Origin of the sequence: Caballeronia sp. GAWG1-1 (assembly GCF_023631465.1) — a bacterium.
In the GTDB taxonomy this organism is placed as follows: domain Bacteria; phylum Pseudomonadota; class Gammaproteobacteria; order Burkholderiales; family Burkholderiaceae; genus Caballeronia.
Window position 1 is genome coordinate 236,748 of record NZ_JALQDB010000002.1, and the last position, 26,230, is coordinate 262,977.

General features: G+C 61.5%; 21 protein-coding genes. 15 read left to right on the forward strand and 6 right to left on the reverse strand.

What is annotated here, in order from left to right; translation table 11 throughout:
- Positions 1-70: 70 nt before the first annotated feature.
- Together NCT03_RS01530 and NCT03_RS01535 are read left to right on the forward strand one after the other, a co-directional pair.
- Positions 71-721, forward strand: coding sequence for a response regulator (locus NCT03_RS01530; RefSeq protein ID WP_250491748.1), 651 nt, complete (start codon positions 71-73; stop codon positions 719-721).
- Between the two features lie 179 nt (positions 722-900).
- Positions 901-3,957, forward strand: a complete 3,057-nt coding sequence (locus NCT03_RS01535) for an ATP-binding protein (RefSeq protein ID WP_350030128.1) — start codon at positions 901-903, stop codon at positions 3,955-3,957.
- 55 nt (positions 3,958-4,012) lie between these two features.
- On the opposite strand, the gene NCT03_RS01540 is transcribed toward NCT03_RS01535, so the two are convergent.
- Positions 4,013-4,948: a LysR family transcriptional regulator gene (locus tag NCT03_RS01540; RefSeq protein ID WP_250491749.1), complete on the reverse strand. Its 936-nt coding sequence runs from the start codon at positions 4,946-4,948 to the stop codon at positions 4,013-4,015.
- 437 nt (positions 4,949-5,385) lie between these two features.
- Here NCT03_RS01540 and NCT03_RS01545 point away from each other — a divergent pair, with 437 nt between their 5' ends.
- The 3 genes from NCT03_RS01545 to NCT03_RS01555 all read left to right on the forward strand — a co-directional run bounded on the left by NCT03_RS01545 (position 5,386) and on the right by NCT03_RS01555 (position 8,172).
- On the forward strand, positions 5,386-6,570 hold the full coding sequence (locus tag NCT03_RS01545; protein ID WP_284502963.1) for a porin: 1,185 nt from the start codon (positions 5,386-5,388) through the stop codon (positions 6,568-6,570).
- Between the two features lie 236 nt (positions 6,571-6,806).
- Positions 6,807-7,211, forward strand: coding sequence for a CHRD domain-containing protein (locus NCT03_RS01550; RefSeq protein ID WP_250491751.1), 405 nt, complete (start codon positions 6,807-6,809; stop codon positions 7,209-7,211).
- Positions 7,212-7,242: 31 nt separating this feature from the next.
- A complete protein-coding gene (locus NCT03_RS01555; protein ID WP_250491752.1) occupies positions 7,243-8,172 on the forward strand; it encodes an alpha/beta hydrolase in 930 nt (309 codons plus the stop codon).
- Here NCT03_RS01555 and NCT03_RS01560 read toward each other — a convergent pair.
- On the reverse strand, positions 8,142-8,990 hold the full coding sequence (locus tag NCT03_RS01560; RefSeq protein ID WP_244826944.1) for an EcsC family protein: 849 nt from the start codon (positions 8,988-8,990) through the stop codon (positions 8,142-8,144). The genes NCT03_RS01555 and NCT03_RS01560 overlap by 31 nt on opposite strands.
- 113 nt (positions 8,991-9,103) lie before the next feature.
- Here NCT03_RS01560 and NCT03_RS01565 point away from each other — a divergent pair, with 113 nt between their 5' ends.
- Together NCT03_RS01565 and NCT03_RS01570 are read left to right on the forward strand one after the other, a co-directional pair.
- Complete coding sequence (locus NCT03_RS01565) at positions 9,104-10,699, forward strand: MDR family MFS transporter (protein ID WP_244826945.1); 1,596 nt, start codon at positions 9,104-9,106, stop codon at positions 10,697-10,699.
- A gap of 20 nt (positions 10,700-10,719) precedes the next feature.
- Positions 10,720-11,199, forward strand: coding sequence for a MarR family winged helix-turn-helix transcriptional regulator (locus tag NCT03_RS01570; RefSeq protein WP_250462921.1), 480 nt, complete (start codon positions 10,720-10,722; stop codon positions 11,197-11,199).
- 4 nt (positions 11,200-11,203) lie between these two features.
- Here the strand turns inward: NCT03_RS01570 and NCT03_RS01575 are convergent, their stop codons facing one another.
- Positions 11,204-12,478 carry an amino acid deaminase gene (locus tag NCT03_RS01575; protein ID WP_250491753.1) on the reverse strand — a complete coding sequence of 425 codons (1,275 nt, stop codon included), beginning with the start codon at positions 12,476-12,478 and terminating at the stop codon, positions 11,204-11,206.
- A gap of 144 nt (positions 12,479-12,622) precedes the next feature.
- On the opposite strand from NCT03_RS01575, the gene NCT03_RS01580 reads away from it, so the two are divergent.
- The 3 genes from NCT03_RS01580 to NCT03_RS01590 are packed head-to-tail and all read left to right on the forward strand — an operon-like array spanning position 12,623 to position 15,423.
- Positions 12,623-13,510, forward strand: a complete 888-nt coding sequence (locus NCT03_RS01580) for a MurR/RpiR family transcriptional regulator (RefSeq protein ID WP_250462928.1) — start codon at positions 12,623-12,625, stop codon at positions 13,508-13,510.
- Between the two features lies 1 nt (position 13,511).
- Positions 13,512-15,005, forward strand: a complete 1,494-nt coding sequence (locus NCT03_RS01585) for an N-acyl-D-amino-acid deacylase family protein (RefSeq protein ID WP_250491754.1) — start codon at positions 13,512-13,514, stop codon at positions 15,003-15,005.
- Between the two features lie 31 nt (positions 15,006-15,036).
- Positions 15,037-15,423 carry a RidA family protein gene (locus NCT03_RS01590; protein ID WP_244826950.1) on the forward strand — a complete coding sequence of 129 codons (387 nt, stop codon included), beginning with the start codon at positions 15,037-15,039 and terminating at the stop codon, positions 15,421-15,423.
- Positions 15,424-15,466: 43 nt separating this feature from the next.
- Here NCT03_RS01590 and queF read toward each other — a convergent pair whose 3' ends face one another.
- The 3 genes from queF to ilvA are packed head-to-tail and all read right to left on the reverse strand — an operon-like array spanning position 15,467 to position 18,800.
- Complete coding sequence (gene queF, locus NCT03_RS01595) at positions 15,467-16,291, reverse strand: NADPH-dependent 7-cyano-7-deazaguanine reductase QueF (RefSeq protein ID WP_244826952.1); 825 nt, start codon at positions 16,289-16,291, stop codon at positions 15,467-15,469.
- Positions 16,288-17,205, reverse strand: a complete 918-nt coding sequence (locus NCT03_RS01600; protein WP_250491755.1) for a 5'-nucleotidase — start codon at positions 17,203-17,205, stop codon at positions 16,288-16,290. Before NCT03_RS01600 ends, queF begins: the two co-directional genes overlap by 4 nt.
- 11 nt (positions 17,206-17,216) lie before the next feature.
- Entirely contained in the window at positions 17,217-18,800 is a 1,584-nt protein-coding gene (gene ilvA, locus NCT03_RS01605) for a threonine ammonia-lyase, biosynthetic (RefSeq protein ID WP_350030129.1), read from the reverse strand.
- Between the two features lie 471 nt (positions 18,801-19,271).
- Between ilvA and NCT03_RS01610 the strand changes: the two genes are divergently transcribed.
- From NCT03_RS01610 to NCT03_RS01630, 5 genes are all read left to right on the forward strand, one after another.
- The gene (locus NCT03_RS01610) at positions 19,272-23,369 is read left to right on the forward strand and encodes a DUF3683 domain-containing protein (protein ID WP_250491756.1); all 4,098 of its coding nucleotides are present in this window, start codon (positions 19,272-19,274) and stop codon (positions 23,367-23,369) included.
- A gap of 36 nt (positions 23,370-23,405) precedes the next feature.
- Positions 23,406-23,840 (forward strand): HIT family protein, encoded by a 435-nt coding sequence (locus NCT03_RS01615; RefSeq protein WP_250491757.1) that lies wholly within the window; start codon positions 23,406-23,408, stop codon positions 23,838-23,840.
- 29 nt (positions 23,841-23,869) lie between these two features.
- A complete protein-coding gene (locus NCT03_RS01620) occupies positions 23,870-24,280 on the forward strand; it encodes a gamma-butyrobetaine hydroxylase family protein (RefSeq protein WP_250491758.1) in 411 nt (136 codons plus the stop codon).
- Positions 24,281-24,374: 94 nt separating this feature from the next.
- Positions 24,375-25,106 carry a bifunctional demethylmenaquinone methyltransferase/2-methoxy-6-polyprenyl-1,4-benzoquinol methylase UbiE gene (gene ubiE, locus NCT03_RS01625; protein WP_250491759.1) on the forward strand — a complete coding sequence of 244 codons (732 nt, stop codon included), beginning with the start codon at positions 24,375-24,377 and terminating at the stop codon, positions 25,104-25,106.
- 25 nt (positions 25,107-25,131) lie between these two features.
- Complete coding sequence (locus tag NCT03_RS01630) at positions 25,132-26,136, forward strand: Tim44 domain-containing protein (protein WP_250491760.1); 1,005 nt, start codon at positions 25,132-25,134, stop codon at positions 26,134-26,136.
- Positions 26,137-26,230: the final 94 nt, after the last annotated feature.

Here is a 26,230-nt window from a genome sequence, read left to right on the forward strand (position 1 = left end):
TGACCGGCCGGCGTAGAGACGCACTGCCCCCGTTAGAAGGGCATGCCGGCTTTTAAAATAAAAGAGACCAATGAAAACAAGAATGCCGCTGAGGGCAATCATCGCCGATGATCACCCGATAGTCGTGAAGGGTATCAAGAGCTATCTCGAACGGGACGGCGCCATCGAAGTAGTGGCGACGGCGCACGACACCCAAGAGCTGGCCGAAGCGCTGGATTCGACTGCTTGTGACTTCGTCTTTTCTGACATTGGAATGCAGGGGATGGAAGGTGAGAGCAGTTCCATCACATTTCTGAGGCGTTTTTCGAGTCGGATCGAGCGGCCGAGGCTGGTCGTCATCACCATGCTTTCACAAGCTCGAATGCTAGCGGGACTCTTACGAATGGGCGTCGACGGTGTGGTCGACAAGCGCGACGGACTGGAGTCTCTCGAAACCGCAATTGCGGCCATCAGCGCAGGCAGACGGTTCGCCTCGCCGCTTGCCATAGATGCGTTGAGCAGCCTTCCAGAAAACATGCCCGCATGTGTCGGCGTATTGAGCCGGCGCGAGTGGGAAGTGTTTCGGCTGTATGCCAGTGGAATGGTGGTGCACGAGATTGCAAGCCGATTTGGACGAAGCAGTAAAACCATCGCTACCCAGAAACGCAGTGGCATGCGGAAGCTGGGCCTAAGTTCGGAGGCCGATCTCGTCGAGTATTTCAGGCAGGTGGGCCTCGTCTGACTGAGCGGACGGTTGGCGTCATCAGAATTATTTAAGACGGTTCCGATGTCTGCGCCAACGGATGCGTATCAGACTCTACTGTTCGACGGCGCCTGCGACAGCCTGTGTTGCAGCGTACGCAAGTTTTCCGATGCGGTGTCCTCTCAACGACGCCGACTTTTACCTTTGTGAGATTCGATTTGAGTTCCGTCGTCGTGCGTTGCTGGTTTTTGCTCGTCGTGCTCCTGTCACCGTATTGCACGGTGGTTCGCGCGGACACTGTCGCGTCCGACGCGCGTGCAACGGCGGCAGATATCGCGCCCGCCAGAGAAAGCATTCCGCCTATCGATGCGGATGCCTTCATGTTTCGCGCTAACGACGCGCTCTCGAACGTTTATGTCTCGGCAGCGCCGTCCCGTGTTCTGAGCGTTACCGCACTGCGCCTGCTTCCTGCACTCATTGGCGTGCTGGCCGTTTTGATCGTCACGCTCCGGGCATTCGTTCTATTGCAGCGGGAAATGCGAAAGCGTCTCACCATCGAACAGCAACTCGCGACGCAGTTGAGCTTCCAGCAGACCATGATGGAAGTCGTGCCGTATCCGCTTGTCGCGAAGGACATGGACAATCGCTACGTCGCGGTCAACCGTGCGTTCGAGGAGGCCCTGGGCGTTCGCAGGACGGATATCGTCGGACAGACGGCGCTCGAAGTGGGCGCGTGGGGAGCAAAGCACAGCCGTTTGCTGCACGATCTCTCTGGTTGCACGCTCGCCACGGGCAAGCGTCAGGAAGTCGAGGCCGAGTTCTTCGACGAGTTCGGCAGATCGCGCTACGGCCTCTTTTGGACCGGTGCATTTCTGGCACCGGACGGCGAGCGAGCAGGCGTAGTCGGCACGATGATCGACATTACCGATATTCGCGACGCCGAGATGCACGCCCGTCGCACGGAGCGGCGCCTGCACGACGTCACGCGCTCGCTTCCCGCTGTCGTCTTCCAACTGCGGCGTGCGCGCGATGGCGCTTACAGCCTTCCGTATATCGACGGCGACACGCGGCAACTGCTTGGCCTCGATCTTGGAGCCTTGGCTAACGATCCGCTCAAGGTATTGCGTCAAGTCAACTCCGAGGACGGCGTGCGCTTGCTGGCGGAAATCGAGCGGTCATCGCTCACGCTCGAGCCCTTGCATACGGAATTTCGAGCCGTCGTCGGCGGCGTGACGCGCTGGTTTCGCGCAGACCTCGTCGCTCATTGCGAAGACGACGGCGCCGTGGTCTGGAGCGGATATTGGGTGGATGCGAGCGTCGAGCACGCGCGCGCTGAAGAGCTTGCGCGGGCGAGAGATATCGCGGAGGCCGCATCGAGAGCGAAGGACGATTTTCTCGCCATGATGAGCCACGAAATCCGCACGCCTATGAACGGCGTTCTGGGTCTCGTCGAAGTGTTCGAAAATACGCCGCTCAATCCGGATCAGTCGCAAATGCTCGGCATGATTCAGGATTCAGCCAGCGCTTTACTTCAGATTCTCGACGATCTCCTGGACTATTCGAAGATCGAAGCAGGCCGTCTGACGATCGAGCCGACCGCGATCGATTTGCGCGAACTCGTCGATAGCGCCGTCGGCTTGCTGGCGGGCAGGGCACACGAAAAGGGCTTGCGAGTGCGAGTCAATGTCGCGCCGGAAGTGGCGGCTACCGTGCAGGGCGACAGCGTGCGTCTGAGGCAGATCATCTTCAACCTGATGAGCAACGCGATCAAGTTCACCAGCGCTGGTGAAGTCGCCGTGCACGTACGGGAAGTGGGATCGACGGATTCCACTCAGCTGCTCGAACTCTGCGTGAAGGACACGGGCATTGGTATCGCGTCCGAAGCGCAGGCGAGTCTCTTCGAGCCGTTCGTGCAAGCGGAAAAGTCCACTACTCGACGCTTCGGCGGTACGGGCCTCGGACTGACTATCGTCAATCGGCTCGTGGATTTGATGGGTGGCACACTAACGTTGCAGAGCGAAGTAGGCGTCGGCACATCCATGACGCTTCGCCTCGAACTGCCGGTCGAGACTTTGCAGTATCAGATCGACGGCTTGCGCGGCCGGAGAGGCATCGTGGCGATCGACGAAGATCGCGTCGCCGACGCGTTGGTGAACTACGGACAGGCGCTCGGTCTGGTGCTTCAGCGCATTCCGTCGGATAGCCCGAGCCTAATGCTTCTGGAGACGTTCGAAGGCGTCGATATCGTATTTCTAAGCGATACGCACAAGGACAAGCTGCCGTTCGGCTCCCGCGTCATTCACGCGACGGAAAAGCCGAAGCCAACGGGTTATCGAATTCTCGAAGACGATATTCGCGTCAGCATCAATCCCATCTCTTGGCGAGGGCTTGGCGCTGCCTGCGTCGCGGCCTTGACCGGCATGCCGCAGATTGCGGCGCGCGCGACAATGGGCCTCGAACCGAAGAAGGAAGCGCCCGACCGCGAGGATGCTTTGCGCAACGGCAGGCTCGTGCTCGTGGCGGAGGATCATCCCGTTAATCAGGAGTTGATTCGCCACCAGCTTTCGTTGCTCGGGTTCGCCTGCGATGTCGTGCAGGATGGCGTCGAGGCGCTCGCGGCGCTCGAACAAACGCATTACGGCTTTCTGATCACGGACTGCCATATGCCGAACATGACCGGCTACGAACTGACGAGACGCGTGCGCGCCAACGAAGCGGGAACAGCGGTCCGACTGCCGATTCTCGGTATCACCGCTAGCACGGCGGCCGAGGAGCGCACCATGTGCCGCGACGCGGGTATGGACGATTGCCTCATCAAACCCACTCGGCTCGCGACGCTGCGCGAGCATCTTAACCGGTGGTGGTTGAAGGACACGATCGCGCCTGAGCCGGAAGGACGGGCAGTCGGCGGCGCCGAAGCAAGGCACGCGGAAGAAGACGAACTCGACCTTGAAGCGATGGCGCAACTCTGGGGCAGCGAGGCCACCGTCAAGGCGCTTCTCGATGCCTTCGTATCCTCGTTCCGCGACGATCTCGCCGCGCTCGAACCACTGGTCGCACGTGGCACGGTAGAACACTTGCGCGAATGGCATCATCGCGTGTCTGGGGCGGCGAGCGTGTTGCAGTATCGGCCGCTGCTTGATGCGCTGGAAACATTCAGGCGTGACTTGTCGAGTAAACCACTCGCAATGCGTCGACAGGATGGAAATCTGTTAATCGTTCGCTGCAGGCAGTTGCTCGAGCGCATAGAGGCGCAAGGCGCCGAGCTCGTTTAAGCGGTCGAATCAATCAAAGCGCGACGCGGATCAAACCGCGTCGCGCTTTTTTCTTTTAATCGGAAAGATTGGCCGCGCCGAAATCGGACGTCGCACGGTCCCGGAAATGCGTCAGCGCAAAGTCGACGAATGAACGCGTCTTGGCCGATACGTGTCTGCGTCCCGGATAAACGATCGACACTTCCTTGTCCGCGTCGTTGAGCGTGTAGGCCGGCAGCAGGCGCACGAGCGCGCCCGCTTCGACGTCCTGCCGGACATAGCTCTCGGGCAATACGGCAATGCCCATTCCCAATATCGCCGCCTGCCGCAACATGGGTGAACTGTTCACCGTGTACGACGGGTCGATCGACACTTCCTCGCGCGACCCCGTCGGACTGGTGAATGACCACTTCGATCCGTGAATGTCCGTGGACGGCGCGAGAAACTCGTGTTTGACGAGAGCGGCGGGCCGCGCCGGCATGCCGCGGCGGGCGAGATAGTCGGGCGATGCGACGAGTGCCGCGGCGACCTTGAAAAGTGGCCGATTGATGAGCGTGCCGCTATTGACGAGATGCGGCACGACGATGCCGACATCGAAGCCTTCATCGACGAGATCGACCGGCCGATGGAGCAGCGTAAGACTGAGCTTCACGCTCGGATAGCGATCGCGATAAGCGCGCAGCATGGGCGTGAGTTCGAGCAAGGAAAACGATGCCGATGCAACGAGCTTGAGTGTTCCGGATGGATCGACTGAACTGTTCGCTACTGATGCCTCGATATTCTCGACGTGTTCGATCACTGTTCGGCAGCCATCGGCGTATTCCTTGCCCGCTTCGGTCAGCGACACGCTTCGTGTCGTGCGATTCAGCAAGCGGGTATTGAGATGCGCTTCGAGTAGCGAGACATAGCGCGTGACCACGGCGTTCGAAAGATCGAGCGCTGCGGCCGCGCGGCCAAAAGAAGATGTCTCCGCGACTTTGAGGAAGACGCGCATCGCCTGTAATTGGTTCATGAGCGGATGGCCTGGCGAAAGCGTGAACTGCGGGTGATCGGTGCGAAGTCAGCAAGGGCAGGAGTGCCGCCTCGCGTGCGCGATGTTACGTAGCCCGATACATCTTGTGAATAGGATGACTCCGATGTCTTCTCGCTGTCGCTCGTCAGCCACTGTCGCATGTGTGCAACGATGCTGCGCCTGGTCCATCTCGTTAAAGAAAAAGCATTCGGGTAAGTACCAGATGTGTAAGCGTTAAGTCATATTGAAATTCTATTTTTTGATTTATTCGAAAGACCTTTTGCGTGTTCCTTGGTGGTCTCTGCAAAAAGCTGCGCCATACACTTTGGGCTGCCGAATATCGGTGTGAGGCTTTCTCCGGGGCTTCAATCCCAGATGTGCCGCGCCGCGGCCTTAAGCAACTCATCGAGTCTCGTGACTCAATCAAAGGAATTCGCATGAAAAAGAATCTTATCGGAGCCGCAGTGGCCGCTCTGGCTGCATCGTTCGCCACGGGTGCAAGCGCACAAAGCAGCGTCACGCTGTACGGCACGTTGGACGCAGGTTTCACGTTCGTGAACAACGTGCGCTCGGCACCGGGTTCGGACTACAACAAGGCAAGCGCATGGGGCGTCACTGGCAACAACGTGCAAGACAGCCGTTGGGGCCTGACGGGCGCTGAAGATCTGGGCAACGGCATGAAGGCAGTCTTCAGGCTGGAAAGCGGCTTCAACCCGGCAAACGGTAGCGGCGCCGGTGCTGCTCGCCAATCGTATGTCGGCATTTCGACGAACCAAGGCACGGTAACGTTGGGTCGTCAGAACGACGCCGTGGCTGACTACCTCGGTCCTTTGAGCGCAACGGGCACGTTCGGCGGCACGTACTTCGCGCACCCGGACAACCTGGATAACCTGGACGGCAACAACTTCCGTCTCAGCAACTCGATCAAGTTCCAGAGCGCCAACTATGCTGGTCTGACGTTCGGCGGCGAGTACGGCTTCTCGAACTCGGCAGGCAGCTTCGCGGCGAATCGCGCGTACAGCCTGGGTGCTGGCTACGCTAACGGCCCGATCAAGGCTGGCATTGCTTACACCCAAGCAAACGGCATCAACAGTAACAACGTCGGCGCGATCAACGGTGCTACGGTCGTTCCGCATGTCGTCGGTGACGCGTTTGTAGCGGCCGGTCAGCCGGCAGAGGCAGCAGAAGCCGCATTCGGCACGATCCGTCAACGTACGTTCGGCGCAGGCGCCAGCTACTCGACGAATGCTATGCAATTCGGCCTGCTGTGGACGCAAGTTCGTCAAGACGGCAGCAACTTCGACGCTACGGCCGTCACGAACAACTACGAAGCAAACGCTCGTTACGCTCTGACGCCGGCGCTGTCGCTGGGTGCGGCCTACACGTTCACCAACCAGAAGCTGGGTGCCGCAGGCGAATCGACGCGCGTTCGCTATCACCAGTTCGGCTTGCAGACCGACTACGCGTTGTCCAAGCGTACGGACGTCTACGCTGAAGGCGTGATGCAAATTGCAAGCGGTCTGCCGGAAAACGAATACCCGTCGGCTCAAATCAGCGGTGCAGCAGCATCGTCGAGCAGCCGTCAGGTTCTCGTGACGGCTGGTATCCGTCACCGCTTCTAAAGCAGGCTGAGTTTTAAGCAGTAGCTAGCTAGCAGTAGAAAGAAAAGGGCGCCGCGCGGCGCCCTTTTTGCATTCGTGCGCGTGAACGGCGCACACTGGAAAACATCGATCATCCGAATGCTCTACCATGGCGATGCCTAAGCGCATTAACAATATGAAAGCGAAGCGCTTGGCCGTCACCAAGGAGAGCCAGAATGATCCCGACATGCAGACCACATGTCCGCTGCATCGCAGCCATGATGTTCACGTTGCTCGCATCCTCGGCGGCATTCGCCGACACCATCGCGCTGAAGGCGAATCTGCAGCCATCGAGCGAAGTCCCGCCACGCGTCAGCAAAGGCCACGGCATGCTCGACGCCACGTTCGACACCGACACCAAGGTCATCACCTGGACCGCGACTTACGCCGAGCTTTCCGGCCCGGTCACGATGGCCCACTTCCACGGTCCCGCGCCCGTCGGTCAGAACGCGAAGCCGCAAGTACCCGCCGACAAACATGCGCTCGCCAGTCCGATGAAAGGTCGGGCCACGCTCACCGAGCAGCAGGTCACGGACCTCATGGCCGGGCAATGGTATTTCAACATTCACACACAGGAAAACCCGACCGGCGAGATTCGCGGTCAGGTGATGCCATCGAACTGATCGGCTCGACTCAAAGCCTGAGCCCGCTACGATGAGCTGGCAAAGCGCGTTCGCATGCTGGCTGCTCAAGCGGCAAATGCGGCCGGAAACGGCGAAGCCCACACTCGATGTCGAGCGCGCGCGGACCTACGCATCGCGCCGAATCTGGTTGCCGCGTGTACCGAAGGGATGGCGACTCGATATCGAGCCGGATGGCGAGTGGTTGCGCCGCGAGAGCGCCGCGCATGATCGACGAACGGTGCTTTATCTCCACGGCGGCGGCTATTACTTTTGCTCGCCGCGCAGTCATCGAGCGATCACGTTCGGTCTTGCGACGCGTGCGGATGCCGACGTGTTTTCGCTCGATTACCGGCTGGCTCCCGAGCATCGCTTTCCGGCCGCGCTCGACGACGCCGTTGCCGCTTACCGCCGCCTGCTCGCGTCGGGCATCGATGCAAAATCGATCGTCATTGCGGGCGATTCGGCCGGCGGTGGCCTCGCGCTCGCCACATTGCTGGCGCTTCGCGATGCACGGGTTCAATTGCCCGCCGGCGCGGTGCTGTTTTCGCCGTGGACCGACCTGACCTGCGGCGGCGCGTCGATGCAAGCAAACGAAGGCCGTGACCCGATGTTCCACGCATCGGTCTTCCCGCGCGTGGCCGCGCTCTATCTCGGCGATGCCGATTCGCGTGATCCCTACGCGTCACCGCTTTTCGGCGATTATCGAGGCCTGCCGCCGCTCCTGATTCAAGCAGGCGACACGGAATTGCTTCTAGACGATGCCACACGCGTCGCGAAGATAGCGCGCGAAACCGACGTGGACGTGCAATTGCAAATCTGGCGCAACGTCCCGCATATTTTCCAGATCTGGGCGCCATTCATGCCCGAAGCGCGCGATGCGCTCACGCAAGCCGCGCGTTTCATATCGACCACGACGAGCGCCGGCAACGCTCAGCGCCCGCCGATCACCTCGATGGTCTGATACGCGCGCTCGACCGCCGCCGTTCCGTATTGCCGTTCGAGTCTGCGCACAGTGAAGTGTCCGAGCGCCATCTGCTGAAAATGGTCGATGAACACGGTGTTGACCATGGCGCCGAGAACCGCGCCGATGGCCGGAATCGACTTGGCCGCGACCTGCTCGCTGACCTGCACCGAGAAGCGCGACGCAATGGTCTGCAAGAATTTGAGCAACGCGGTCGAGCCATGACTGCTCAATCCCTTGGCCGCGATTTCGTTGGTCGCGCGCGAGATGGACTGCGCGAGCGCGCCGCGAACGATGAAATAGCCGATGTCGGCGTTATCGTCGTCTTTGTGGGTGCCGCCCATGCCGAGCACCATCATGCATTGCAACTGCGTCTCCACGCGATGCACGTCCTCGCCTTCGCTGCGCGCGATGTCGCAAATCGAGCGAAACATCAACGTGGTCGTGACGGGCAACTCGACGGGCAACGCAAACAAGCCGAATGCGCCGCCCGCCGCACCCGTCGTCGCGACGGCGAGTTTGTGCATCAGATTGCGCGGTTTGTCCGGCGGCGGCGCGAGCAGCGAGTCGGACGGCGCGCTGTTGCCGAGCGTGCGCAGCGCAAGCTGCAGGCATTTCTTGAGCGCGACTTGCGTGGCTTCGTCGACTTTCCCCTGAGCCGAGGCTGGAAGCCGTCCCATGAGTTTTTCGATCGGCGCGCCGACCACGCTCGCCAGTTTCATCGTGAGCGAAGGGCTTTCGAGCGCCTCCTTCGCGCGGGACAGAGCGGTGAAATCTTCGGCAGTAAGCGGCGAAGTGATGATGGGCGTCGGTTGCATAAGAAAAATGTCCGGGAACGTGCATGAAGAGAGCGGTGGGCCACACGGCTTAGAGCACGCGAGCGTGCTATGATTCCCCATTCTTTGACTCGTCAATAATTGCGTCCACAAAAATGGCCGTTCACACAGCCGCGCATCACTCCAGCGGACAGGTCTTGCCCTTCCGCGAATCGCTCATGGCGATGTTGGGCATCTCTTTCGTCACCATGCTCGTCGCGCTGGACCAGACCGTCGTGGGCACCGCGCTGCCTACTATCGTGGCCGAACTCAAAGGCTTCGATCTCTACGCCTGGGTCGCGACCTCCTATCTGCTGACCTCCGTCATTACCGTGCCTATTTTCGGGCGGCTCGGTGACTACTACGGTCGCAAACCCTTCGTGATCGCTTCGATTATCGTGTTCACGGTGGCGTCCGTGTTGTGCGGACTCGCGAACAGCATGATGTTTTTGGTGCTCGCGCGCGGTTTGCAGGGCATCGGCGGCGGGATGCTGGTTGGCACCGCGTTCGCGTGCATCGCGGATCTGTTCCCGGATTCGGTCGTGCGCCTGCGCTGGCAGGTGCTGATGAGTTCCGCTTTCGGCATCGCCAATGCGGTCGGCCCTTCGCTCGGCGGGATTCTCACGCAGTATTACGGCTGGCGCTCGGTGTTCTACGTGAATCTGCCCGTCGGCGTGCTGTCGCTGTTCTTCGTCTGGCGCTTTTTGCCGCATCTGCGGCATGTCGCGCACGAAGGCAAGATGCGGCTCGACTGGCCCGGCGCCGCGCTGATCGCGGTTGCGCTCGGCGCGCTGCAATTGTTCGTCGAGATGTTGCCGAAGCACGGCATCAGTGTCGAGACGGCGATGCTGTTGGCGGTGGCCATCGTGGCGTCCTACAGCCTGTGGAAGTGGGAACTGCGTTGCAGCTACGCGATTCTTCCCGTCGATATGTTCCGCAACAAGAGCCTCGCCGCGCTGTTCACGCTGGCGATTCTCGGCGGCTTCACCATGTTCTCGCTGCTGTTCTATGCGCCGCTGCTGTTCCAGGGCGGCTTCGGCATGTCGCCGAAAGACGCGGGCATGATGATCACGCCGCTCGTCGTGTTCATTACCATTGGCAGTATCGTGAACGGACGAATCGTGACGCGTTTGAAGAACGCGAATCTCATGCTGTACGTGGGTTTCGCGTTTCTCGCCGCGTCGTGTTTCGGCGTGGTGATCGCCACGCATACGATGCCGCGTTCCATGCTGCTCGTCGTCATGCTGATGGGCGGGCTCGGCCTGGGCTTCGTCATGCCGAACCTCACCGTGTTCGCGCAACAGACCGCGGGACGTCAGCATCTGGGAATTGCGACGGCATTGTTGCAATCGCTACGCATGATCGGCGGGATGATCGGCACGGCATTGACCGGCACGCTCGTGAGCCATCTGTACGCGAGCGGCGTGAGCCTCGCGCTTGAACGAGATCACGCAATGCACTGGCTCGGCGATCTTTCCGATCCGCAAATCCTCATCAATCGCGAAGGACAGGACACGCTGCTCGCGCAGCTTGCGGCTGCGGGTCATAACGGCGCGATGCTGCTCGAATCCGCGCGCGAATCGCTGGTGGCGGCAATCCACATCGGCCTGGCGGTCGCGGCCGTCGTCGCGGTCGTTTCGCTCTGGCAGTCGCGCCGCGTGCCGCCCGTGCGCTTGAAACGAACGCACGAACCGGTCATCCTCGCCGAATGAATTACAACGGAATCGAGAGCATGAACGAACAGGAACGTATCGCGGTGGTGCAGCAGTTCGGGCGGACGTATCGCGCTTTCATGTCGGCGTTCGAAGCAGCCGTCGGCCAGCCAATGCCGCGCTGGCGCATTCTGTTCGCCTTGCATGAGCACGAAGGCGAGGTGTCGCAGAAGAAACTCGTCGAACGCCTGCGCGTGGACCCGGGCGCGCTGACTCGTCAGTTAAAGACGCTGGAAGGTCTCGGCTGGGTCGTGCGCAGCGTGGATGTCCGCGACAATCGCGTGTCGAATGTCGCGCTGACAGCGCAAGGCCGCGCGGCGGCGGAAGAGGGCATGCCGCGCCGCACGGCGTTTCTGCACGACACCATGGCATCGTTGCCGGACGACGCCATCGAGGCGCTGTCGGGCGCGCTTCATATGCTCGAAGCGCGCATTCAGGAAGTCGCGGTGCAAAACGCGGCGAACGCCGCACTCGTCGATACCGCCGCCGAAAAAGCCTGACGCGTCAAAAGAACGTTTCGATCACTTCGGTGACGCGGTATTTAGGATCGACCACGAGCACCTGACGCCACTTGTCGAAAGTGAGACACGGGTGCGAGATGTCGAAGGCGATCATGTCGCCGACCTTGAGATCATCGCCGGGCTTGATGCGCAAGTAAGCGTGCTGGTCCATCAGGCCGAAAATTTCCCAGCCTTCATCCGTCGAGATATCGCGTGGCGCTTCCGTGCCCGGACGAAAATGCTTCGCCGGTTCTGGCAAGCCCGCGTCGAATGCGGAATCGCGCTTGCCGAGCCCGATGATCGCGCGGTCCGGCTCGGGAATGGACTGCACGTACGCCCACAATTGCAGCGCGGGTTTAAGCCCTTGCCCCATCTTCTTCGCGATGGGATTGCGCGCGAAGATTTCGTTCTGCGCTTTCTTGTAGATGCCGACGTCGTGCGTCAGATAGCAGCCGGGACGCAGTACGACTTCAATGGCGTCGCTGTTCGCCTTGGCGAATTCGTCGGCGACGACGTCGTACCATGCCGATCCCGCGCCCGAGAGAATCGCCGGCTTGCGCGCGATCTTGCCAGCATCGATCAGAGCGCGGGTGGTGTCGACGGCGCTCTTCAAAAAGTCGCGTACCTTTGATTCGTCCTGCAAGACGCCCTCGTATAGTTCGATTCCCGCCAGTTCGATCGTGCCCGGCCAGCGCGCGATGGCCGCGAGCACGGCTTCGCGCTGCGCGTCGTCGCGCACGCCCGTGCGTCCGCCCGGCACGCCGAGTTCGATCAGCACGTTCAGCTTCTTGTGCACGTCGCTGAAGAATGCGCCTAGTTGATCGACGCCATCCGCTGAATCGACGAGACAGAAGAACTCGAAGTTCGGGTCCGTCAGCAGCTCGGCGATCATGCCCATGTTGCGTTTGCCGACGAGCTGATTCGCCAGCAGGATGCGATACACGCCGCCGCGATACGCCGCGCGCACCTGATGCGCCGTGGCAAGCGTGATGCCCCACGCGCCGGTGTCGAGTTGGCGGCGAAAGAGTTGCGGCGCCATGGTGGTCTTGCCGTGCGGGGCGAGTTTCACGCCGTACTCTTCGACGAACGCTTGCATCCACTTCAAATTGTGTTCGATGCGCTCTGCATACAGCACGGCGGCAGGCAAGCTCACGTCCTCTTCGAGCAGGTTCCATTGCAGACGCGCCGCGTCCGTCAGGTTGATGCCCGTGCCCGGCACCATGCCGAGACCCTTGCCAAACGGGTCGATTGTCGCGTTCTGATAGTTTGTAACTTTCATGTGCTGCTACTCCATCGTCCGGATGAATAAATTCTGTCGGTACTTAAAATGGCGTCGCGGTTGACGGCATCATGTTACCCAAAGTAGCATTCTCGTTGAAATGTTATTTAGTAACATACACTGTGGGTTAACCCTGTCAGCACTATGAACGGCCACGCCGATTCGCTCACCTTCGATATCGTCGCGCGCATCGCGCAACGCGCGCCCGAATTGCGCAGTGCCGAGCGCAAGGTCGCCGCGCTGATCCTCGACGATCTCACGGGCGCGTCGCGGGCGAGCATCGGCGCGCTTGCGGACAAGGCGGAAGTAAGTATCGCCACGGTCACGCGCTTTGCGAAAGCGGTCGGCTGTCAGGACGTGCGCGAACTCAAGCTGCGGCTCGCGCAGGCGGCGGGCGTCGGGCAACGCTTTCTAAAGCCCGAACCGGACGCCGTGCCTGAAACACTCGCCGCGCGCATCTTCGAGGAAGTGCAGGCCACGCTCGCACAGAATCAGGGTGCGCTGCGTGCCGCGCCCATCGCGCAAGCCGCCGATGCACTCGCGGCTGCGTCGATGATCTACGTGTTCGGCATGGGCGGCGGCTCGACCGCGCTCGCCGACGAGATGCGCTTTCGTCTCGTGCGGCTCGGGCGGCCGGTGGCGTCGTATCAGGACGGACTGCTGCAGCGCATGGTGGCATCGACGTTATCGAGCGAACACGTCGTTGTCGCGCTGTCCGTGACGGGGCAGACGCCGGAGATGCTCGAAAGCTGCCGGATCGCGCGCGAGTACGGCGCGTGCGTGATCGCGTTGACCGCGCCGGCGTCGCCGCTGGCGAAGCTCGCGGACTGGCTCATTCCGGTCATCGCGATAGAAACGGATTTCATCTACAAGCCGTCGTCGTCGCGTTACGCAATGATGATGGCGCTCGATCTGCTGGTCACCGAACTCGCGGTGAAGCAGGCCGATCACAGCCGTGAACTGCTGCGCCGCATGAAGCACGCGCTCGATGCGCATCGTGGCGGCGGCGAGCGGCAACCTTTGGGAGACTGACATGGAATCGCCCTCGAAGCAGAAGGCCGATACGTTGATCATCGGTGCGCGTGTGATCGACGGCACGGGTGCGCCCGCCGTCGAGCGCGATGTCGCGGTGCGCGATGGCCGCATCGTCGCCATCGTGGCGCCCGGCGCACTCGCCAACTGGAACGCCGATGAAGTGTTCGACGCGCAGGGCAAGGTGCTGGCGCCCGGTTTCATCGACGTCCATACGCACGACGACACGCACGTGATCCGCTCGCCGCAGATGATGCCGAAGATCACGCAAGGCGTGACCACGGTGATCGTCGGCAATTGCGGGATCAGCGCGTCGCCGGTGACGTTGAAGGGCAACCCGCCCGATCCGATGAATCTGCTCGGCGACGCCAACGCGTTCAAATATCCGACCTTCGCCGCTTATGTCGATGCCGTCAACGAAGCGCGTCCCGCCGTGAATGTCGGCGCGCTGATCGGCCATACGGCGCTGCGCAACAATCACATGGACCGGCTGGATCGCGCGGCGAACGGCGCTGAGGTGGAAGGCATGCGAGCGCAACTCGAAGAAGCGCTGGATAACGGCGCGCTGGGGTTATCGAGCGGGCTGGCTTATGGTTCGGCGTTCAACGCGCCGCCAGAGGAAGTGCAGGCGCTTGCCGAGCCGCTTGCCAAGGCAGGCGCGCTTTACACGACGCACATGCGCACCGAGTTCGATGCAATTCTCGATGCAATGGAAGAGGCGTATCGCGTCGGTCGCCATGCGCGTGTGCCGGTGGTGATTTCGCATTTGAAGTGCGCGGGACCGTCGAACTGGGGACGCAGCGTGGAAGTGCTGAAGTCGCTCGAAACGGTGCGCGAGGGTCAGCCGCTTGGTTGCGATTGTTATCCGTATAACCGCAGTTCGTCGACGCTGGATCTGAAGCAGGTGACGGGCGATATCGACATCACCATCACGTGGTCGGAGCCGCATCCGGAGATGGCGGGCAAGCTGATTCGCGAGGTGGCGGCCGAGTGGAACGTGAGCCAGCAGGATGCGGCGAAACGCTTGCAGCCGGCGGGCGCGGTGTATCACAACATGTCGGAAGACGATGTGCGGCGCATTCTCGCGCATCCCGCGACGATGGTTGGCTCTGATGGCTTGCCGAACGATCCGCTGCCGCATCCGCGCTTGTGGGGCGCGTTTCCGCGCGTGCTTGGCCACTACGCGCGCGATACGGCGCTGATGCCGCTCGAAGAAGCGGTGCGCAAGATGACGAGCCTGACGGCGCGGCGTTTCAGCCTGCCCGAGCGTGGCGAAGTGAAAGTGGGTTATCACGCCGATCTGGTCGTGTTCGATCCCGAGCGTGTGCGCGATGCCGCGACCTTCGCGAAGCCGCAGCAGGCGGCGGACGGCATCGACGCGGTGTGGGTGAATGGGGTTTTGACGTATCGCGATGCCGCCGTGACCGGCGCGCGCGCGGGACGTTTCGTAGCGCGCGGCGCGGCATCCAAGCTGGATGCGCAGGGTGCGTTTTGAATTCTTTACGATTGAATCAAGGAGTTGAACGATGAAGCGATATGGCGTTGAAGGCGGCAAGGGACAAGGCGGCGCGCATATGCCGTTTGCACGCGCGGTGGAGGCCGATGGCTGGCTCTTCGTGTCGGGCCAGACGCCGATGGAGAACGGCGAAGTGATCAACGGCGGAATCGTCGAGCAGACGCACAAGGCAATTCAAAACGTGATCGCCATTCTGACGGAAGCGGGATACGGCACGGAGCATGTCGTGCGCTGCGGCGTCTGGCTGGACGATCCGCGCGATTTCGCTTCTTTCAACAAGATCTTCAAGGAGTACTTCGGCGCGAATCCGCCGGCGAGAGCTTGCGTGGTGTCGTCAATGGTGATCGATTGCAAGGTCGAGGTGGATTGCGTGGCTTATAAGAAGGCGTCGGCTTGAACATCAATGCGGCTCCGGGAAGTCGGAGCCGCATTGACGAGCTTCACTGCCGCGCCAACCGCGCATTATCCGGCATCGGCAAATTGAAATTCGTCCGGAACGGATTGATATCCAGCCCGCCGCGCCGCGTGTAACGCGCGTACACCGCGAGCCTTTCCGGCTGACATTCCCGCATCACGTCCATGAAAATGCGCTCGACGCATTGCTCGTGAAAACCGGTATGTCCGCGAAACGAAATCAGATAGCGCAGCAAACCCGCGTGATCGATCTGCCCGCCGTAGTAGCGAATCTGCACGCTGCCCCAATCCGGCTGTCCCGTCACCGGGCAATTCGACTTCAGCAGATTCGAATACAGCGTCTCGTCGACGGGTGCTTCGCCATGCGTCGCGCTTAACAGTGAAGGATCGGGCATATAGATGTCCGTATCCAGATCGAGCCTGTCGAGCGACAAGCCATCGAACTCTTCCATCGCGAGCTTGCCGAAATCTGCCGGCGCGGCAAGTTGCACCGATACGGTCGCTCCGCAGATCGCCGATACGTCGCGCTTGATGGCCGCGCGCACGTCGTCGATGGAGTCGAACTTCGTCTGCGCGAACGAGCCAAGGTAAAGCTTGAACGACTTCGATTCGACGATATTCGGCGAATCCGCCGGCACGAAGAACGTCGCCACCGCGATCTGCGGCTTGCCGCGCGCGTTCAGCCACGAAAGCTCGTAAGCGTTCCAGATGTCGGTGCCGAAGAACGGCAGCCGCGCGCCGACGCCGATGGCATCGCGCGCGCTCTTGCGCTCTATCGGAAACAGCAGCGACGCATCGTACTGTTCGGTGTAGTGGACAGGCTTGCCGAGCGGAGATTGTTCGGGTGTCATGTTGCGTTCGCTATGCCGCTGAGAACATGCCCTGTCGGACTCACGCCGCGGGCCGATTCGCAATGGCGAATTTGATCGTCGAAGAAAAAGTCGGGCTCGAATTCACGCAGGAATTCGCCCTTGTCCAGACCGCCCAGGAACATCGCTTCGTCGATTTCGATGTCCCACGCCATCAACGTCCGGATCGCGCGCTCGTGCGCGGGAGCGGAACGCGCGGTGACGAGCGCAGTGCGGATATGCATGGCCGCCTGCTCGCCTTCATTCGCGGCGGCAATGCGTTGCAGCTTGTTCAGCGCTTCGAGCAGCGGCTTCAACGGTCCGCCCGGCAGCGGCAGATCTTTCTTGTTCGTTTCATGGCCGACGAAGGCGAGCAAACCGTCGGCCTGAAACACGCGCTCGGCTTCATCGGAGAAGAGAACGGCGTCGCCATCGAACGCAATGCGAATTTCATCCGCGTAACGGCTCGCTGCGCGCGGCGTTTCCGGCAGCACGCGCGCGGCGGGAAAACCGGCGGCGAGCGCGTCGCGTACATCGTCGGGATTCGCCGATAAAAATAGCGACGCACGCAGCGGTTTCAAGTAGCTGAAGGGCGAACGGCCGCGCGTGAACACGCCGCGTTCGATCGCCAGCCCATGCTCACGGCACGAATGGAACGCGCGCAGGCCGCTGATAGGATCGCTGCGCGAAAGAATCACTACTTCCACGCGCTGCTCGCCCGCATTGAGCGCGAGCAGTTTGCGAATGAGCCCGAACGCCACGCCCGGTTTCGCGGGATTGTCCAGCCGCGAGCGTTGCAGCGCTTCGTAACTCGCGAGATCGCCCGCCTCGAACACGCTGTTTTCTTCCTCGAAGTCGAAGAGCGCGCGCGACGAAATCGCGACGACGAGCTTGTCTTCGAGCGTGAACTTGGACATGAAGTCTCGACTTACGCCAGGAACAGCTTGTAGACGGGGTTCTGCTGCTCGTCCCACCACGGATAACCGAGCGTCGCGAGAAAGCGCTCGAACTCGGCGTTATCCGCCCGCGGCACCTGAATGCCAACGAGAATCGAGCTGTAGTCCGCGCCTTGATTCCGATAGTGAAACAGGCTGATGTTCCAGTCCGGCGCCATCGACGAAAGGAAGCGCATGAGCGCGCCCGGCCGCTCGGGGAATTCGAAACGCAGCAGGCGTTCGTCATGCGCGAGCGGCGAATGGCCGCCGACCATGTAGCGAATGTGCTGCTTCGAGAGTTCGTCGTGCGACAGATCGACCGTCGCGAACCCGTGCTCGATAAACGCCGAGCGCATCTGCACCGTCTCGTTGCGCGACTTGATCTGCACGCCGACGAAGATATGCGCGGCGGCCGCATCCGCGATACGGTAGTTGAACTCGGTCACGCTGCGATCGCCGACGAGTTCGCAAAAGCGTTTGAAGCTGCCGCGTTCCTCGGGAATCGTCACCGCGAACACGGCCTCGCGCGCCTCGCCCACTTCCGCGCGTTCCGCCACGAAGCGCATGCGGTCGAAATTCATGTTCGCGCCGGAAGTCACCGCGATCAACGTCTTTCCTTCGATACCTTCGCGTTCCGCATAGACCTTCGCGCCCGCCACCGCGAGCGAGCCCGCCGGTTCGAGCACGCTGCGCGTGTCCTGGAAGACGTCCTTGATGGCGGCGCAAAGCGCGTCGGTATCGACGGTGATGACTTCATCGAGCAACTCGCTGCACAGGCGGAAGGTTTCCTCGCCGACGAGCTTCACCGCCGTGCCGTCCGAAAACAGGCCGACTTCGCTCAAGGTAACGCGCTCGCCCGCCTCGATGGATTGCGCCATCGCGCAGGAATCCTCGGTCTGCACGCCGATGACCTTGATCTCCGGCCTGATCGCCTTGACGTACGCCGACACGCCCGCCGCCAAGCCGCCGCCGCCTATCGGCACGAAGATCGCGTGAATCGGACCTTGATGCTGGCGCAGGATTTCCATGGCGACGGTGCCTTGTCCGGCGATCACGTCGGGATCGTCGAACGGATGGACGAAGGTGAGGCCGCGCTCTTCCTGAAGCTGCACGGCGCGCGCGTAGGCGTCGCTATACGATTCGCCCGCCAGCACCACTTCGACGGTCGAGCCGCCATGCGCGCGGATCGCGTCGATTTTCACTTGCGGCGTGGTCGTGGGCACGGCGATCACCGCGCGACAGCCGAGCCGCGCCGCCGACAAAGCCACGCCCTGCGCATGATTGCCCGCCGACGCTGTAATGACTCCGCGCGCCAGAACGTCGGCGGGCAGGTTGGCCATCTTGTTGTAGGCGCCCCGAATCTTGAAGGAGAACACCGGCTGGTTGTCCTCGCGCTTGAGGTAGACGGCGTTATGCAGGCGCGCGGACAGACTGCGCGCGGGTTCGAGCTCGCTCTCGCGCGCGACGTCATAGACTCGCGCGGTCAGCACTTTCTTCAGGTAGTCGGGATGTGTCATGCGTCGAAATCGTCGCGCAGGCCGGCTGCGCGCTGCTTTTTTGAGGGCGAAAGCATGAATGATAGCGCGGAAGAAGCAGCATTCCGGCTACGACGCCTTATCGCCGACCGACCGGCCGGGAGTAAAAGCGCGGAAAATGCCCGAAACATGTCGTGAACGGGCACGCAAATGCCCCTTCTGCCTGCTAGCCGTCACGAACGGCCTTTTTCGCGATGGGTTAGAATTTCGTTTTACAAATCAGGATCGGCAGATGCACTGGCAGCTTCGGATCGATTTACTGGCGTATGTCCCCCGCGAGCTTCACGCTGCGGCGGAGCGGCATGCGCGCCATGCGCGATCGTGGCGTTGATCCGGGCACATTGAAGGCGCCGTGTCGCATCTGGCTCGTCATTACATCCGTGTCATTGCCGGATTTGCGCGATGCGGCGGCCTTCCTACAGAACAGTCTCATCCAAAAATCTGCGCCCCCACGCGCATCGCCGGTGACTTTGCGCTTCCTGACGCGCTCGCCGGCTCACCGAACCGTCGAACATGAACGCACCTCAAGCCTTCGATCCGAACGGCGCCCATGCCGCCTTGCCGCTCGGCGTCGAGCCCCGTCTGCGCGAAATTCCCTATAACTACACGTCGTTTTCCGATCGCGAGATCGTAATGCGGCTGCTCGGCGACGAAGCCTGGGCCGCACTCGACGAACTGCGCGGCGAAAGACGCACCGGCCGCTCGGCGCGCATGCTGTACGAAGTGCTCGGCGACATCTGGGTCGTACGCCGCAATCCGTATCTGCAGGACGATTTGCTCGACAACCCGAAGCGTCGAGTCTTGCTCGTCGAAGCGCTGAACCATCGGCTGGCTGAGATCGAAAAGCGCCGTAACGCCGATCTATCGCAACACGGCGACGACGCAGGCCAGGAACGCGCCGCACGCGTGCAACTGCTGGTCGCGGCCGCGCGCCGCTCCGTGGACGACTTCTCCGCCGAATTCGGCCGCATGGCCGAATTGCGCCGCCGCGCGTCGCGCGTGCTGGGCAAACAGACGCAGAAGGACAACATCAAGTTCGACGGTCTGTCGCGCGTTTCGCACGTCACCGACGCCACCGACTGGCGTGTCGAATATCCGTTCGTCGTGCTCACGCCGGACACCGAGGCGGAGATCGCAGGTCTCATCAAGGCGTGTTTCGAGCTCGGCCTCACCGTGATTCCGCGCGGAGGCGGCACGGGCTATACCGGTGGCGCGATTCCGCTCACGCCGTTTTCCGCGGTCATCAACACCGAAAAGCTCGAACAACTCGGGCCGGTGGAGATGACCGATCTTCCGGGCGTCGATCACAAGGTCGCGACCATTTTCTCCGGCGCGGGCGTGGTCACGCGACGCGTCACGGAAGCGGCGGAGCAGGCGGGCTTCGTGTTCGCCGTCGATCCGACATCGCTCGATGCATCGTGCGTCGGCGGCAATGTCGCGATGAACGCGGGCGGCAAGAAGGCAGTGCTGTGGGGCACGGCGCTCGACAATCTCGCTTGGTGGCGCATGGTGGACCCGGAAGGCAACTGGCTCGAAGTCACGCGCCTCGAACATAACTGCGGCAAGATCCACGACATTCCGGTGGCGCGCTTCCGGCTCGACTGGTTCGACGGCACGCGCGCGCCCGGCGAAAAGCTCCTGAAAACCGAGGCGCTCGATATCGCCGGCCGCACGTTCCGCAAGGAAGGGCTCGGCAAGGACGTCACCGACAAGTTCCTCGCGGGCTTGCCGGGCGTGCAGAAGGAAGGTTGCGACGGGCTCATCACGTCGGCGCGCTGGATTCTGCACAAGATGCCCGCGCACACGCGCACCGTCTGCCTCGAATTTTTCGGCCAGGCGCGCGATGCCATTCCGAGCATCGTCGAGATAAAGGATTATCTGTTCGAGACGTCGAAGCAGGGCGGCGCGATTCTCGCGGGACTCGAACATCTGGACGAGCGCTATCTGCGCGCGGTCGGCTATGCGACCAAGAGCAAGCGCAACGCGTTTCCGAAGATGGTGCTGATCGGCGATATCGTCGGCAACGACGCCGATGCCGTCGCGCAAGCCGCCTCCGAAGTCGTCCGCATGGCGAATGGCAAGAGCGGCGAAGGCTTCGTCGCGGTGAACGCCGAGGCGCGCAAGCGCTTCTGGCTCGACCGTTCGCGCACGGCCGCCATCGCGAAGCACACCAACGCGTTCAAGATCAACGAAGACGTGGTGATCCCGCTCAATCGCATGGGCGAGTACACGGACGGCATCGAGCGCATCAATATCGAGCTGTCGATCAAGAACAAGCTGCAACTGGTCGACGCGCTCGAGGCGTTCTTCAAGACCGGCAAGCTGCCGCTCGGAAAGAGCGACGACGCGAACGAGATTCCGTCCGCCGAATTGCTCGAAGATCGCGTGCAACAGGCGCTCGATTTGATGAAGCGCGTGCGTGAGCGCTGGACTTTCGTCGGCGACAAGCTCGACATGTCCTTGCGCGAGGCGCAGCACTATCTCGTGAATCTCGGCTACGAAGGGCTCGCCGAGAAGTTCGCGGATCGCGTCGATACCCAGCCGGATGCGAGCGTGTTCCATGTCGCGCAAGACCGCACCGTGCGCATCTCATGGAAGACGGAGATTCGCGGCGAATTGCGCCAAATCTTCAACGGCGGCGAATTCAAGCCGATCCTCGACGAAGCGCAGGCCATCCACAAGCAAGTGCTGCGCGGCCGCGTGTTCGTCGCGTTGCACATGCACGCGGGCGACGGCAACGTGCACACCAACATTCCGGTCAACTCCGACAACTACGCGATGCTGCAGGACGCGCATCACGCGGTGGCGCGCATCATGAAGCTCGCGCGTTCGCTGGACGGCGTGATCTCGGGCGAGCACGGCATCGGCATCACGAAGCTGGAGTACCTGACCGATGACGAAATCCGCGATTTCCGCGATTACAAGAAGCGCGTCGATCCGCAGGGGCGCTTCAACGCGGGCAAATTGCTCGAAGGCGCGGACTTGCGCAACGCGTACACGCCGAGCTTCGGCCTGATGGGCTATGAGTCGCTCATCATGCAGCAGTCGGATATCGGCGCGATTTCCGAATCGATCAAGGACTGCCTGCGCTGCGGCAAGTGCAAGCCCGTGTGCGCGACGCACGTGCCGCGCGCGAACCTGCTCTACAGCCCGCGCAACAAGATTCTCGCGACTTCGCTGCTCATCGAGGCGTTCCTGTACGAAGAGCAGACGCGCCGCGGCGTGTCGATCAAGCATTGGGACGAATTCAACGATGTCGCCGATCACTGCACGGTCTGCCATAAGTGCGTGACGCCGTGCCCGGTGAAGATCGATTTCGGCGATGTCACCATGAACATGCGCAATCTGCTGCGCAAGATGGGCAAAAAGAAGTTCAACGCGGGCAACGCGGCGGGCATGTTCTTCCTCAACGCGACGAATCCGCAGACGATCAACGTCGCGCGCACCGCAATGATGGGCGTGGGCTACAAGGCGCAGCGTCTGGGCAACGACATCCTCAAGAAGTTCGCGAAGAAGCAGACGGCCAAACCGCCCGCGACGGTCGGCAAGCCGCCGGTGGTCACGCAAGTGATCCACTTCATGAACAAGAAGATGCCGGGCAATCTGCCCAAGAAGACGGCGCGCGCGCTGCTGGATATCGAGGACAACAAGATCGTTCCGATCATCCGCAATCCGCAGAAAACCACGGTGGATTCGGAAGCCGTGTTCTATTTCCCCGGTTGCGGTTCCGAGCGTCTGTTCTCGCAGGTCGGGCTCGCCACGCAAGCCATGTTGTGGGAAGCGGGCGTGCAGACCGTGCTGCCGCCGGGCTATCTGTGCTGCGGCTATCCGCAGCGCGGCGCGGGACAGTTCGACAAGGCCGAGAAGATCGTCACGGACAACCGCGTGTTGTTCCATCGCGTGGCCAATACGCTGAACTATCTGGATATCAAGACCGTGGTCGTGTCGTGCGGCACCTGTTACGACCAGCTCGCGGGCTATGAATTCGAGAAGATCTTCCCGGGATGCAGGATCATCGACATCCACGAGTTCCTGCTCGAAAAGAACATCAAGCTCGATGGCGTGAAGGGCACGCGCTACATGTATCACGACCCGTGTCATTCGCCGATCAAGACGATGGACCCGGTCAAACTCGTCAACGAGCTGATGGGTTCGCAGCAGGACGGCTACAAGATCGAAAAAAATGATCGCTGCTGCGGCGAGTCGGGCACGCTCGCGGTGACGCGGCCGGACATCTCCACGCAAGTGCGCTTTCGCAAGGAAGAGGAAATGCGCAAGGGCGCGGCGAAGTTGCGCGGCATTCCGCTCGTCGCGGAGGCGGGCGCGAACGCCATCAACATGGCGAACGCCTCGGCCGGTGCGGCGGGCGCGCAGCCGGGTTCGGTGCTGAAAGCGGGCGATGGTCCGCAGCCGGACAATGCCGTCACCGACGTCAAGATCCTCACGAGCTGCCCGTCCTGCCTGCAGGGTTTGTCGCGCTACAACGAGGACGCCAACACCGAGGCGGATTACATCGTCGTGGAAATGGCGCGCAAGGTGCTCGGCGAGAACTGGATGGAACAGTATGTCGAGCGCGCGAACAATGGCGGTATCGAGCGCGTACTGGTGTAATAGCGAAATCGGGTTTCGATTCGCTAGAGGTTTGAGATGGACTGTGTGTTTTGCCGTGAAGACGGCGGCGAGGTACTGTGGGCGGACGACGCATTGCGCGTCGTCCTCGCCGATGAGGCCGACTGGCCCGGCTTGTGCCGCGTGATCTGGAGCGCGCATGTCGCCGAGATGTCGGATCTGCAAGACGCCGACCGCGCGCGCTTGATGACCGCCGTCAACTGCGTCGAGCGCGCCATGCGGCGCATTCTCGTGCCGGAGAAGGTCAATCTGGCGAGTCTCGGCAATCAGGTGCCGCACGTGCATTGGCACGTCATTCCGCGCTTTTCCAACGATTCCCGCTTTCCTCTGCCCATTTGGGCGCCGCGTCAGCGCACCGTTTCCGAAGCGCAGCTTTCGAAGCGCCGCGCGCAGGCCACCTTGCTGCGCGAAGCCGTGCGCCATGAGCTGAATCAGGTCTTCGGCTCTCCATAAGACAACATCATCAAAAGCCAGGGCTCCCCATGAGCGGACTCACTTCCACGACGCCGATTCCCACCGGTGTCGTCGTGCATTCGAAATCCCGCATGCTCGAACTGCGATATGCGGACGACACGTCGTACCGCGTGCCATTCGAACTGCTGCGCGTTTATTCGCCTTCCGCCGAGGTTCAGGGCCACGGTCCCGGCCAGGAAACGCTACAGACCGGCAAGCGCGATGTCACGCTGATCGGCGTCGATGCGGTCGGTCACTACGCGCTGCAGCTGAACTTTTCGGACGGGCACAATACCGGCATCTATTCCTGGGACATTCTTCACAAGCTGGCAACGCGGCAGGACGATTTGTGGCGCGAGTATCTGGCGAAACTGGAAGCTGCCGGCCTCGACCGCGACGCGCCCATGACGGCGAAGGCGTCCGGCGGGCATTGCCACTAAACTCGAACTCAATCCAAATACGCGGCATAACGCCGCGGACCCGGCGCGATGCTTGCGCGGGTATACGACAAACGACAGGCGAGGAATCAGCGCGATGAGCAAGACCCACTTCGGATACGAAACGGTCGACGAGCAGGACAAGGCGAAGAAAGTGGCGGGCGTGTTCCACTCCGTCGCGGGCAACTACGACTTGATGAACGACCTGATGTCCGGCGGACTGCATCGGATCTGGAAGCATTTCACGATCGGGCAGGCGCGAGTGCGGCCGGGCTACAAGGTGCTGGATCTGGCAGGCGGCACGGGCGATCTGGCGATGGCTTTTGCAAGGCAAGCGGGCGAAAGCGGCGAAGTCTGGCACACGGACATCAATGAATCGATGTTGCGCGTCGGGCGCGACCGGTTGGTCGACAAAGGCGTGATTACGCCCGCGCTCTTGTGCGACGCCGAGAAGATCCCCTTCCCGGACAATTATTTCAATGTGGTTACAGTTGCCTTCGGTCTACGCAACATGACCCACAAAGAGCGCGCGCTTGCAGAAATGCAGCGTGTGCTGAAGCCCGGTGGTCGTTTGCTCGTTCTGGAGTTCTCGAAGGTTTGGGAGCCGCTGAAGAAGCCGTACGATATCTACAGTTTCAAGATTTTGCCGTGGCTTGGAGAGAAAGTCGCGAAGGATGCGGACAGCTATCGCTACCTTGCGGAATCTATCCGCATGCATCCCGACCAGGAAACTTTAAGAACAATGATGGAACAAGCTGGCTTGGATCGAGTCGAATATTACAATTTGTCAGGTGGCGTGGTAGCGTTACACGTCGGGACCAAATTTTAGTGTTCCACTCTTAATAGGATTCGAAATGTCCGATTCGCGCATACCCCAATCCCGGGGTTTCCTGAGCAGCATGTTCAGGAAGGCCGGAATCTTGGCGCTCGCTGGCGTTATCACGGTTGGCGCAATCTACACTGAAGATGCAGATGCCCGTCGCATGGGCGGCGGCCGCAGCATGGGCCGTCAGTCGGCAACGGCCACGCAGCAGCATCAGGCGACGCCGCCGTCACAGTCCATGCAGCAAGGCCAGGCCGCGCAAGCTCAGCGCGCACCGGCCGCGCCCGCCGCGGCGGCGGCCGCGCAACCGGCACGCAACCGCTGGCTCGGACCGCTCGCAGGTTTGGCGGCGGGTCTCGGCATCGCGGCGCTGTTGTCGCACTTCGGCTTGGGCGAAGCCTTCGCCGGCGCCATGGCCAATATGATCATCATCGGCTTGATCGTGCTCGCGGCCGTTATGCTGTTCCGCTTCTTCATGCGCCGCCGTCAAGCGAATCAGGGCAACACGCCCGCATACGCCGGCGCTTCGGGCGCGGCGTCGCCTTACGGCGCAATGGCGCGTACCGACTTGAACCAGGAGCCGCCGCAAACGCCGCGTTCCACGAGCCTCGGCGCGACTTATATCGATTCGCCGAACCAGCCGTCGGTGACAAATCCGAACGTGCCGGCCGGCTTTGATACGGAAGCGTTCGTGCGCAACGCAAAGGTCTACTTTGTGCGCCTGCAGGACGCGTGGGATCGCGGCAATGTCAACGACATCCGTGAGTTCACGACGCCCGAAATGTTCGCCGAAGTGAAACTCGACGTCGATGCGCGCGGCAGCACACCGAACCGTACAGACGTCGTGCAACTCAATGCCGATCTGCTCGGCGTCGAAGACCGTGCGAACGAGTATCTGGCAAGCGTGCGTTTCCACGGCCTCATTCGCGAGTCCGAGGGTTCAGCGGCCGAACCGTTCGTCGAAGTGTGGAATCTCTCGAAGCAGAAGACGGGCAACGAAGGCTGGCTGCTGGCAGGTATTCAGCAAGTCAGTTGAGTTGTCGATCCAATTGCGCCCGGTCGAAAGACCGGGGGCGGCGGCCGGTATCACGCCGGTTGCGAAGGTAGAATAGAAACCCGCGCCGGTCACC

Bases quoted from the DNA above. Each gene is read 5' to 3' on its own strand.
- NCT03_RS01530 (WP_250491748.1), top strand. From the start codon at position 71: ATGAAAACAAGAATGCCGCTGAGGGCAATCATCGCCGATGATCACCCG.
- NCT03_RS01540 (WP_250491749.1), bottom strand. From the start codon at position 4,948: ATGAACCAATTACAGGCGATGCGCGTCTTCCTCAAAGTCGCGGAGACA.
- NCT03_RS01545 (WP_284502963.1), top strand. From the start codon at position 5,386: ATGAAAAAGAATCTTATCGGAGCCGCAGTGGCCGCTCTGGCTGCATCG.
- NCT03_RS01550 (WP_250491751.1), top strand. From the start codon at position 6,807: ATGATGTTCACGTTGCTCGCATCCTCGGCGGCATTCGCCGACACCATC.
- NCT03_RS01555 (WP_250491752.1), top strand. From the start codon at position 7,243: ATGAGCTGGCAAAGCGCGTTCGCATGCTGGCTGCTCAAGCGGCAAATG.
- NCT03_RS01560 (WP_244826944.1), bottom strand. From the start codon at position 8,990: ATGCAACCGACGCCCATCATCACTTCGCCGCTTACTGCCGAAGATTTC.
- NCT03_RS01565 (WP_244826945.1), top strand. From the start codon at position 9,104: ATGGCCGTTCACACAGCCGCGCATCACTCCAGCGGACAGGTCTTGCCC.
- NCT03_RS01570 (WP_250462921.1), top strand. From the start codon at position 10,720: ATGAACGAACAGGAACGTATCGCGGTGGTGCAGCAGTTCGGGCGGACG.
- NCT03_RS01575 (WP_250491753.1), bottom strand. From the start codon at position 12,478: ATGAAAGTTACAAACTATCAGAACGCGACAATCGACCCGTTTGGCAAG.
- NCT03_RS01580 (WP_250462928.1), top strand. From the start codon at position 12,623: ATGAACGGCCACGCCGATTCGCTCACCTTCGATATCGTCGCGCGCATC.
- NCT03_RS01585 (WP_250491754.1), top strand. From the start codon at position 13,512: ATGGAATCGCCCTCGAAGCAGAAGGCCGATACGTTGATCATCGGTGCG.
- NCT03_RS01590 (WP_244826950.1), top strand. From the start codon at position 15,037: ATGAAGCGATATGGCGTTGAAGGCGGCAAGGGACAAGGCGGCGCGCAT.
- queF (WP_244826952.1), bottom strand. From the start codon at position 16,291: ATGACACCCGAACAATCTCCGCTCGGCAAGCCTGTCCACTACACCGAA.
- NCT03_RS01600 (WP_250491755.1), bottom strand. From the start codon at position 17,205: ATGTCCAAGTTCACGCTCGAAGACAAGCTCGTCGTCGCGATTTCGTCG.
- NCT03_RS01610 (WP_250491756.1), top strand. From the start codon at position 19,272: ATGAACGCACCTCAAGCCTTCGATCCGAACGGCGCCCATGCCGCCTTG.
- NCT03_RS01615 (WP_250491757.1), top strand. From the start codon at position 23,406: ATGGACTGTGTGTTTTGCCGTGAAGACGGCGGCGAGGTACTGTGGGCG.
- NCT03_RS01620 (WP_250491758.1), top strand. From the start codon at position 23,870: ATGAGCGGACTCACTTCCACGACGCCGATTCCCACCGGTGTCGTCGTG.
- ubiE (WP_250491759.1), top strand. From the start codon at position 24,375: ATGAGCAAGACCCACTTCGGATACGAAACGGTCGACGAGCAGGACAAG.
- NCT03_RS01630 (WP_250491760.1), top strand. From the start codon at position 25,132: ATGTCCGATTCGCGCATACCCCAATCCCGGGGTTTCCTGAGCAGCATG.